We start from the raw sequence: 8,783 nt of genomic DNA on the forward strand, positions 1-8,783 counted from the left end.
ATTATACAATATGTCTTATCGTGAAGATATAGGAGGAAGCAATTATGAATTTAACCATTAATGTAGTGGAAGAGACGAAAAAGTCAATCGTCAATCTTTCGGGTGAAATAGATGCGTATACAGCACCACAATTAAAAGAGACGTTACTTCCGTTAACGCAACAACGTGGAAATATAGTCGAAGTTGATCTTGAAAATGTCACGTATATGGATAGCACTGGTTTAGGGATATTTATTAGTGCATTGAAGTCTACAAAAGAACATGAAAGTATGATGCGGCTAGTAAATATACAAGATCGTGTGCTTCGATTATTTAAAATAACAGGACTAGATGAAATTATGGATATAAATGCTGCGATTCGGGGTGGAAGCGAATAATGGAGAGATTTGATTTTATTGAATTGAAAGTTCCTGCGAAAGCAGAATATGTCGGTGTTGTTCGATTAAGTATCTCAGGCATAGCGAATAGAATGGGTTTTTCTTACGAGGATATTGAGGATTTGAAAGTCGCTATCTCTGAAGCAATTACAAATACTGTGACTCATGCTTATCATGAGCAGGATGATGGCGAAGTAACAATAGGTTTTGGAGTTTATGAGGACCGTTTAGAGGTAATGGTAGCAGACCATGGAGGAAGCTTTAACCTAAATGAAGTCAAAGATGGTATTGGACCATATAAAAATACGGAATCAATTGAAGATCTAAGAGAAGGGGGTTTTGGTCTGTTCTTAATTGATGCACTAATGGATAAAGTACAAATTAACAATAACTATGGTGTCATTGTATTGATGACTAAGTATATACACGAAACTGAGGTGGACTTTGATGACGACCAAATCTCAACCACACAATAGCGGAAGAGATGAGGTTTACCAGCTAATTGAAGCTATCCAACAAGAACCGACTGATGAAGCATTACAAGAGAAGCTAGTTCTTACTTATAAGGATCTAGTCGAGTCGATTGCACGCAAGTACTCAAGAAATAGTGCTATTCATGAAGATCTTGTTCAAGTTGGTATGATCGGGCTATTAGCTGCAGTTAGAAGGTATGATCCGTCATTTGGTAAATCCTTTGAATCTTTCGCAATACCTACTATAATCGGAGAAATTAAACGATTTATTCGCGATAAAACCTGGAGTGTCCATGTACCAAGACGAATAAAAGAACTAGGACCAAAAATAAAAAAAGCAGTAGATACACTAACGACAAACAATCAGAAATCCCCAACAGTGAGAGAAATAGCAGACTATCTAGAAGTATCGGAAGAGGATATTCTTGAGACAATGGAGATGGGAAAAAGCTATAAAGCATTATCTGTAGACAGAAAAATTGAAGCAGATTCCGATGGTAGTACGGTAGCAATTTTAGATTTGGTTGGCAATGAAGAGGCTGGATATAATACGATCGATCAACGAATGCTACTAGAAAAGATACTCCCTATTTTATCTGAGCGTGAACAGCAAATCTTGAAATATACCTATTTTGAAAACATGAGTCAAAAGGAAACTGGAGAGTTACTAGGGATTTCGCAAATGCATGTTTCTAGACTTCAGCGTCGATCCTTGCGTAAGCTAAGAGAGGCCATACAGTCAGAAAGTACGGAGGTTCTTGAATAATTATGAAACGTGTACAGGTATCTGTCTTTCAAAGAGCGAAGAAAGGTAATTATTATTGTGGGGACAGTTACTTTTACAAGGAAACAGATAAAGAATTTATTTGTGCTGTGGCAGATGGACTTGGTAGTGGTGAATTTGCAAAGGAATCGTCCCAAATTGTGATTAATATTATTCAAGATAATGCTCATACGTCAATAGAAGGTATTATAAAAAAATGTAACGAACAGTTATATGGCAAACGTGGTGTTGTAGTTGGTATTCTTAAGCTCGATTTTACTACAGGAATGTACTCTTTTTCTTCGATTGGAAACATTGGTATCCTTACCATCGTGAAAAATCAAAAGAAAAAGCGAAATATACCTAATGCTGGTTATTTGGCAGGCTATCACCGTCCCTTTAAAATCATTCAAGAAAAGCTAGAATCAAATATGATGTTTATCATGTTTTCTGATGGAGTTTCGGATAGAGATCTGTCGGAAAAATATTTTTTAAATGAAGATGTCAAGGCAATTACGCAGACGTTTGAATATGTAAGTGAATCTAATCGCCAGGATGATACTACCTTAATTGCTATGCATTATAAAAAGGACTGACAATCTTTGTCAGTTTTTTTGTTGTCTAGAAAAATTAAAATTAGCCCATGTGGATAAAAATGGGCGTGTTGAGCCGTGTCTCAAGCTCCAGCGCCCAGAAACGAGGCGAATTCACGAATCGCCCTAAGCTAAGTCATCATCGGCTCGCAAGCTCACCGTGCTTCCTTTATCTCCGTTGACTCGCTCCGTTTCTATTTGTCGCTTGCGCTTTTGTTCTAAGTTAAGAAAGTATAAAATCAGTGCAATGACTGCGTTAAGCCAAGTAGTTATTTTGAAATGTTTGATGTATATTGGCAATGCTCCGACTAATTACTTCGCTTTCCGCGGGCACGGCCTCAACTAACTTTGCAAAGAAGAACACGTTGCAAAGTTAGCTGAAGGACAAACCCCACGGAAAGGGAAGTGGGCAGCCGGAGTGGTGGTCAAGCAGTAGCTATTATTCCATAATAGCTACTAGAGGAAGCGTAAATCTGAGCATGTAGTGATAAGGACTGAGCGAATTTTGCTCCGTTTTTCTTATGTAAAAAATTGTGAATGAAACCCATTGTTAGGCGCTTTACACGTTGCTTATTCATTGGGAATCGTTCTGTTCTTTGGTAAAATATATAGGAAGGTAAAGGAGGAAAACGTGTGGCAAAAGAAATAAACCAAGATCTAAGCAAATGGGTAGCTAACGAAGCAAAAGTCAATATACAAGTTGTCAATAAAGTAATTGCCTTATTAGAGGAAGGGAATACGGTTCCTTTTATTGCTCGTTATCGTAAAGAAGTGACTGGTGGCTTAGATGAGGTACAGATTAAAGCGGTTCAAGATAAATGGCATTACGCTGTCAATCTTTCGGAGCGGAAGCAAGAGGTATTACGAAGCATTGAAGAACAGGGAAAACTAACAGATGAATTAAAACAAGCTATTACAGAAGCAAAACAGCTACAGCGAGTGGAAGATTTATATCGACCGTATAAGCAAAAGCGACGTACTAGGGCAACGATTGCTAAAGAAAAAGGTTTAGAACCATTAGCATTACTTGTATGGAAGCAGGATATAGAATTAGTAGAAAGTGAAGCGAAGAAATATATTTCAGAAGATCATGAATTACTAACGATAGAAGAAGTACTAGCTGGGGTAAATGATATTATTGCGGAGTGGATTTCCGAAGAGCCAGCTTATCGTGAATTTATGCGACAAGTTACGTATAACCGAGGAAGCATTGAATCTGAGCAGAAAAATGCAGAAAAGGACGAGAAGCACGTTTATGAAATGTACTATGATTTTCATGAACCTGTGCGTTCCTTAGTGTCACATCGAATTCTAGCTTTAAATCGTGGAGAGAAAGAGGATGTTATCAAAGTCTCTATAAAGCCACCTACAGAGCGAATTCATGAGTTCTTGCGACAGCATGTAATTAAAAGTTCTGCATCTAAGCAAGTAGTAGATATTTTAGTGCATGCAATTGAAGATAGTTATAAGCGATTAATTCAACCATCTGTAGAGCGGGAAATTCGCAGTAGTTTAACCGAAAAGGCTGAGCAGCAAGCAATAGATATCTTTTCCAAAAACTTAAAGAATTTATTATTACAGCCACCTTTAAAAGGAAAGACTGTTCTTGGCGTTGATCCGGCATTCCGTACAGGCTGTAAACTAGCTGTCATCGATGAAACGGGGAAAGTACATAGTATTGGCGTGATCTATCCAACAGCACCAAAGAATGATAAATTAGGTGCGGAAGCAAAGGTACTAGAGCTAATGAAGAAATACGATGTTGAATTAATAGCAATTGGTAATGGAACAGCATCACGAGAAACAGAGCAATTTATTTCCGATGTAATTGGAAAAAATAGTCTAAATGTGCCGTATATTATCGTTAATGAGGCTGGTGCAAGTGTGTATTCTGCTTCCAAACTAGCAAGAGAGGAATTTCCTGATCTTCAAGTCGAGGAGAGAAGTGCGGTGTCGATTGCCCGACGGATACAAGATCCGCTAGCTGAACTTGTCAAAATTGACCCGAAATCTATTGGGGTTGGACAATACCAGCATGATGTAAGTCAGAAGTCATTAAATGAATCATTATCATTTGTTGTAGAAACTGCAGTTAATCAGGTAGGCGTAAATGTAAATACAGCCTCCTCGTCATTGCTACAATATGTATCGGGACTAAGTAAAACGGTGGCAAACAACATTGTCAAGCAACGTGAGGAAGATGGGAAATTTACGAATCGGAAGCAACTAAAGAAAATTCCTCGTTTAGGAGCAAAAACGTATGAACAGGGGATTGGTTTTCTACGCATCGTTGATGGGGATAACCCACTCGATAGAACCCCTATACATCCTGAAAGTTACGCTCATACAGAAAAGCTGTTAACAATGCTGGACTGTGATCTAAGCGATATAGGCTCAGAAAAACTTCGCCAGGCCATTAGCACAATTAAAAACAGGGAGGTTGCAGAAGAGCTGGGCATAGGAGTACCAACCTTAAGTGATATTTTACAAGCACTAAGTAAACCAGAGCGCGATCCTCGTGATGATTTTCCGCAACCATTGTTAAAACAAAACGTAATGACAATGGAAGATATCAAGCCTGGAATGGAGATGCAGGGTACGGTTAGAAATGTAGTTGATTTTGGTGTGTTCGTAGATATCGGTGTGAAGCAAGATGGACTTGTCCATATTTCTAAGATGTCAAATTCATTCGTGAAGCATCCAATGGACATTGCTTCTGTTGGCGATGTAATAACTGTCTGGGTCGAGGATATTGATATGAATAAAGGAAGAATCGCCTTATCAATGGTGAACAAAGAATATTAATTGAAAAGACATGGCTCTAATAGGAACCATGTCTTTGTTTTAGTCTAGGAAATGATAAATTAGCCAGCTGGATAAATATGGGCGTGTTAAGCGCGTCCTGCTCCGGCGCCCAGAAGCGACCTCACAAATCGCCCTAAGCTAAGTCATCATCGGCTCGCAAACTCACCGTGCTTCCTTTATCTAAGTTGAATCTTTCCAGTCGCTACGTTTCTATTCGGGAGCTTGCGCCATAGTTGTTTATTTTACGCTTTCTGGAACTTTAAGGCCAAGTCCTTCAGCGATACGCTCGCCCCATTCAGGATCTGCTTTATAGAAGTGTTCGATTTGACGTAGCTTAATTTCTTCTTTTGTAACAGGCTTCATGTGATCAACAAATGCTTTAATTAAGCGATCTTTTTCATCTGCAGTCATTAAACGATATAAATCACCGGCCTGTGTATAATGATCATCACTGTCATAGGAAACGCTATTAGCTTCGCCATAAACCTCAAACGGATTAATTTTGGTTGCCTGATCCTCAGTTGGTCCATCTACACTGTTTGGTTCGTAGTTTGGCTTGCTACCACCATTACCACTTACATTCATGAAACCATCACGTTGATAATTATTTACTTCATTTTTTGGACGGTTTACGGGAATTTGATGATGGTTTGCTCCTAAGCGATAACGATGTGCATCTGAATAACCAAATAGACGACCTTGAAGCATTTTATCTGGAGAAGCTTCAATACCAGGTACGAATTGACCAGGTGAGAAGGCAGCTTGCTCAACCTCAGCAAAGTAGTTCTCAGGATTACGGTTTAGTACCATTCGACCTACTTCAATACGTGGATAGTCTTTTTTCGACCAGATTTTTGTAACATCAAATGGATCCCATTTGTAAGTCTTGGCGTCTTCGTAAGGCATAATTTGTACGTAAAGCTTCCAAGCAGGGAAGTCACCTTGATCAATAGCATTAAAGAGATCTTCTGTGTGATAATCAGGATTTTCACCAGCGATCTTGTCAGCAAGCTCTGGATCTAAGTTTTTGACCCCTTGTTCACTTATAAAGTGATATTTAACCCAGAATGCTTCGTCTTTTGCATTTACCCATTTAAAGGTATGGCTTCCATATCCATTCATGTGACGGAACGTAGCCGGGATGCCACGATCACTATGAAGGTACGTAATTTGGTGAAGTGATTCTGGTGATAATGACCAGAAGTCCCAAACCATATCTTTATCCTTTAAGTGCGTCTGCGGGTTACGTTTTTGCGTATGAATGAAGTCTGGGAACTTAATTGCATCACGAATGAAGAAAATTGGTGTGTTATTTCCAACTAAGTCATAGTTCCCTTCTTCCGTATAAAATTTAACTGCAAAACCACGTGGGTCACGTACTGTGTCTGCAGAGCCTAGTTCACCAGCAACGGTTGAGAAGCGGATAAACATGTCAGTACGCTTTCCGGCTTCGCTAAGGAAATCAGCTTTTGTGTATTTTGAAATTTCATCATTTGTTACTTCAAAGTATCCGTGTGCACCAGCACCTTTTGCATGTACGACGCGTTCAGGGATACGTTCTCTATTAAAATGAGCAAGTTTTTCTAGTAAATGAAAATCTTGAAGTAATGTAGGTCCATTATGTCCAGCTGTAATGGAGTTTTGATTGTCTCCAACTGGAGCTCCAGCGGCAGTAGTTAAGGTATTTATTTTATTACTCAATATTAAATCTCCTCTCTTAAACTAAGTATTTATCTATCTACATCTATATTATAATATAATCCAAGTAAAAATCAATATTTATTTACAATAATTTTAAATAACGAGTAAGTTTAATTTATTTATATAATATAGGAAGTAACCCATTTCTGTACAAAGTTAATATTTATATATTAGAATATTAACATCGCTTATTGATAAGGAGATAGGTATAATGGAGCTGCTGGATGATCAGGATTTATTTAATTTGGTCAATAAATTATCTTTAACATATTTTCATAAACCCTTTTTACATGACGTAGCTTTTAATTTTCGTTTACGAACAACAGGTGGAAGATATATTCCTAATAAGAAGTTAATTGAATTGAATCCGAAGTACATGCAGGAAAGTGACATGGAAGAATTTATCGGGATTATTAAACATGAGTTATGTCATTATCATTTACATATAGAAGGAAGAGGATATAGGCATCGTGATCAGGCGTTTAAGCAACTTTTGAAAATCACCGGATCTCCAAGGCATTGTAAGCCACTTCCTTCACAAAAAAAGTATAAATATGTCTATAAGTGTACTAGTTGTAATGATGAGTTTAAACGTATGAGGAGGGTAAACACAGCTAAATTTAGATGTGGAAAATGCAAAGGGAGAATTTATTTACTATAAAAGCAAAAAAATATCGCTATAACCCATTGACGAAATATGTCATCCATGATAAATTAAATAGGCTGTCTCATACAGCACTTCAACTTACATATTTTTCGAATAGATTTTAACGAAAAAATGTTGACAATTACACTGAAATATTGTATTATATTTTTCGTTGCGATTGATTCACACTTTATTCCACAGTAGCTCAGTGGTAGAGCTATCGGCTGTTAACCGATCGGTCGTAGGTTCGAATCCTACCTGTGGAGCCATATGGAGAAGTACTCAAGTGGCTGAAGAGGCGCCCCTGCTAAGGGTGTAGGCCGTGTAAGCGGCGCGAGGGTTCAAATCCCTCCTTCTCCGCCATTTTTTAATGGCCCGTTGGTCAAGTGGTTAAGACACCGCCCTTTCACGGCGGTAACACGGGTTCGAATCCCGTACGGGTCATCTTTTTTTAAAAATAAATAGGCTGGGTCCGGTAGTTCAGTTGGTTAGAATGCCTGCCTGTCACGCAGGAGGTCGCGGGTTCGAGTCCCGTCCGGACCGCCAGATGTTGGGCTATAGCCAAGCGGTAAGGCATCGGGTTTTGATCCCGTGTACCCCAGGTTCGAATCCTGGTAGCCCAGCCATTTTTTTATTTTTCGTTTTTTTACATGAGCCATTAGCTCAGTCGGTAGAGCATCTGACTTTTAATCAGAGGGTCGGAGGTTCGAATCCTCCATGGCTCATCATTTGTATTTTTGCGGGTGTGGCGGAACTGGCAGACGCGCTAGACTTAGGATCTAGTGTCTTCGGACGTGGGGGTTCGACTCCCTCCACCCGCATTGAATTGCTGTGTTAATCCACAGCCTTTTATTTTCTGTCATTTATTGCAAAATGTGCGGTCGTGGCGGAATGGCAGACGCGCTAGGTTGAGGGCCTAGTGGGTGAATAACCCGTGGAGGTTCAAGTCCTCTCGACCGCATCGTATCCATAGAACAAGTCATACCAACACTTTTAGAGGGTTGGTATTTTTTTATACGTTCATTTCCATTAAGGATTTGAGCGTTTTTTTTATGATTTATTCACCATTTCTTAAAAGAAGTCGTCTAGCCGATCTGCTGTTTCTCGTTGTTTGTTCGGAAATAGGTGACCATACACATCAATTGTAGTTTTAAAAAGAGGTAACTCACAATTTTTCTTCTTTCTAGAATTGTTTGTCTCCTGTAATCCGTCAATTTTTCCTTCAAAGCTCTATGTGTCCCTTCTACGGAATTTACACTGTTGTAGTAGTCGTTTGCTCTTATACTTACAGTAATATATGAAGGGGGCTATCAAAATGAAAAGATATAGTGTGTTCTTTTATTCGTATTAGGAGCATTCCTGTAATGAAGAAATTTGAGGGTTGAACAAAAAAGAGCCCCCTTGGTATAGTACAGGGTGTCAATG

Annotated in this window: 7 protein-coding genes, 8 tRNA genes and 1 pseudogene; 14 read left to right on the plus strand and 2 right to left on the minus strand. The window is 38.9% G+C overall.

All coding sequences use genetic code 11. The features are described 5' to 3' along the window. The first annotated feature begins 44 nt into the window (after positions 1–44). The 5 genes from Q1A47_RS06280 to Q1A47_RS06300 all read left to right on the plus strand — a co-directional run bounded on the left by Q1A47_RS06280 (position 45) and on the right by Q1A47_RS06300 (position 5,011). A complete protein-coding gene (locus Q1A47_RS06280) occupies positions 45–377 on the plus strand; it encodes an STAS domain-containing protein (RefSeq protein WP_166530329.1) in 333 nt (110 codons plus the stop codon). Beyond that, on the plus strand, positions 377–853 hold the full coding sequence (rsbW, locus tag Q1A47_RS06285; protein ID WP_026680365.1) for an anti-sigma B factor RsbW: 477 nt from the start codon (positions 377–379) through the stop codon (positions 851–853). The genes Q1A47_RS06280 and rsbW overlap by 1 nt, the downstream gene beginning before the upstream one ends. Next, on the plus strand, positions 825–1,616 hold the full coding sequence (gene sigB, locus Q1A47_RS06290) for an RNA polymerase sigma factor SigB (RefSeq protein ID WP_166530330.1): 792 nt from the start codon (positions 825–827) through the stop codon (positions 1,614–1,616). Before rsbW ends, sigB begins: the two co-directional genes overlap by 29 nt. A gap of 2 nt (positions 1,617–1,618) precedes the next feature. Continuing rightward, on the plus strand, positions 1,619–2,209 hold the full coding sequence (locus tag Q1A47_RS06295) for a protein phosphatase 2C domain-containing protein (protein WP_026680367.1): 591 nt from the start codon (positions 1,619–1,621) through the stop codon (positions 2,207–2,209). Positions 2,210–2,839: 630 nt separating this feature from the next. Further along, complete coding sequence (locus Q1A47_RS06300) at positions 2,840–5,011, plus strand: Tex family protein (protein ID WP_166530331.1); 2,172 nt, start codon at positions 2,840–2,842, stop codon at positions 5,009–5,011. A gap of 237 nt (positions 5,012–5,248) precedes the next feature. Here Q1A47_RS06300 and Q1A47_RS06305 read toward each other — a convergent pair whose 3' ends face one another. Beyond that, positions 5,249–6,712 (minus strand): catalase, encoded by a 1,464-nt coding sequence (locus tag Q1A47_RS06305; RefSeq protein WP_166530332.1) that lies wholly within the window; start codon positions 6,710–6,712, stop codon positions 5,249–5,251. Positions 6,713–6,923: 211 nt separating this feature from the next. Between Q1A47_RS06305 and Q1A47_RS06310 the strand changes: the two genes are divergently transcribed. From Q1A47_RS06310 to Q1A47_RS06350, 9 genes are all read left to right on the plus strand, one after another. After that, complete coding sequence (locus Q1A47_RS06310; protein ID WP_121604541.1) at positions 6,924–7,373, plus strand: SprT family protein; 450 nt, start codon at positions 6,924–6,926, stop codon at positions 7,371–7,373. Positions 7,374–7,552: 179 nt separating this feature from the next. Next, positions 7,553–7,627, plus strand: a tRNA-Asn gene (locus Q1A47_RS06315). A gap of 3 nt (positions 7,628–7,630) precedes the next feature. After that, a tRNA-Ser gene (locus Q1A47_RS06320) sits at positions 7,631–7,721 on the plus strand. A 9-nt stretch (positions 7,722–7,730) separates the two neighbouring features. Further along, positions 7,731–7,802: transfer RNA gene (locus tag Q1A47_RS06325), tRNA-Glu, on the plus strand. A gap of 25 nt (positions 7,803–7,827) precedes the next feature. After that, a tRNA-Asp gene (locus tag Q1A47_RS06330) sits at positions 7,828–7,904 on the plus strand. Between the two features lie 5 nt (positions 7,905–7,909). Beyond that, a tRNA-Gln gene (locus tag Q1A47_RS06335) sits at positions 7,910–7,984 on the plus strand. A gap of 26 nt (positions 7,985–8,010) precedes the next feature. Continuing rightward, positions 8,011–8,083, plus strand: a tRNA-Lys gene (locus tag Q1A47_RS06340). A 14-nt stretch (positions 8,084–8,097) separates the two neighbouring features. Next, positions 8,098–8,179 (plus strand) — tRNA-Leu (locus Q1A47_RS06345). Between the two features lie 56 nt (positions 8,180–8,235). Then, a tRNA-Leu gene (locus tag Q1A47_RS06350) sits at positions 8,236–8,319 on the plus strand. Positions 8,320–8,429: 110 nt separating this feature from the next. Here the strand turns inward: Q1A47_RS06350 and Q1A47_RS06355 are convergent. Then, a pseudogene (locus tag Q1A47_RS06355) lies at positions 8,430–8,510 on the minus strand (hypothetical protein); the annotation flags it as partial. Positions 8,511–8,783 lie beyond the last annotated feature (273 nt).

This window comes from uncultured Virgibacillus sp. (assembly GCF_947495635.1).
In the GTDB taxonomy this organism is placed as follows: domain Bacteria; phylum Bacillota; class Bacilli; order Bacillales; family Amphibacillaceae; genus Virgibacillus; species Virgibacillus salarius.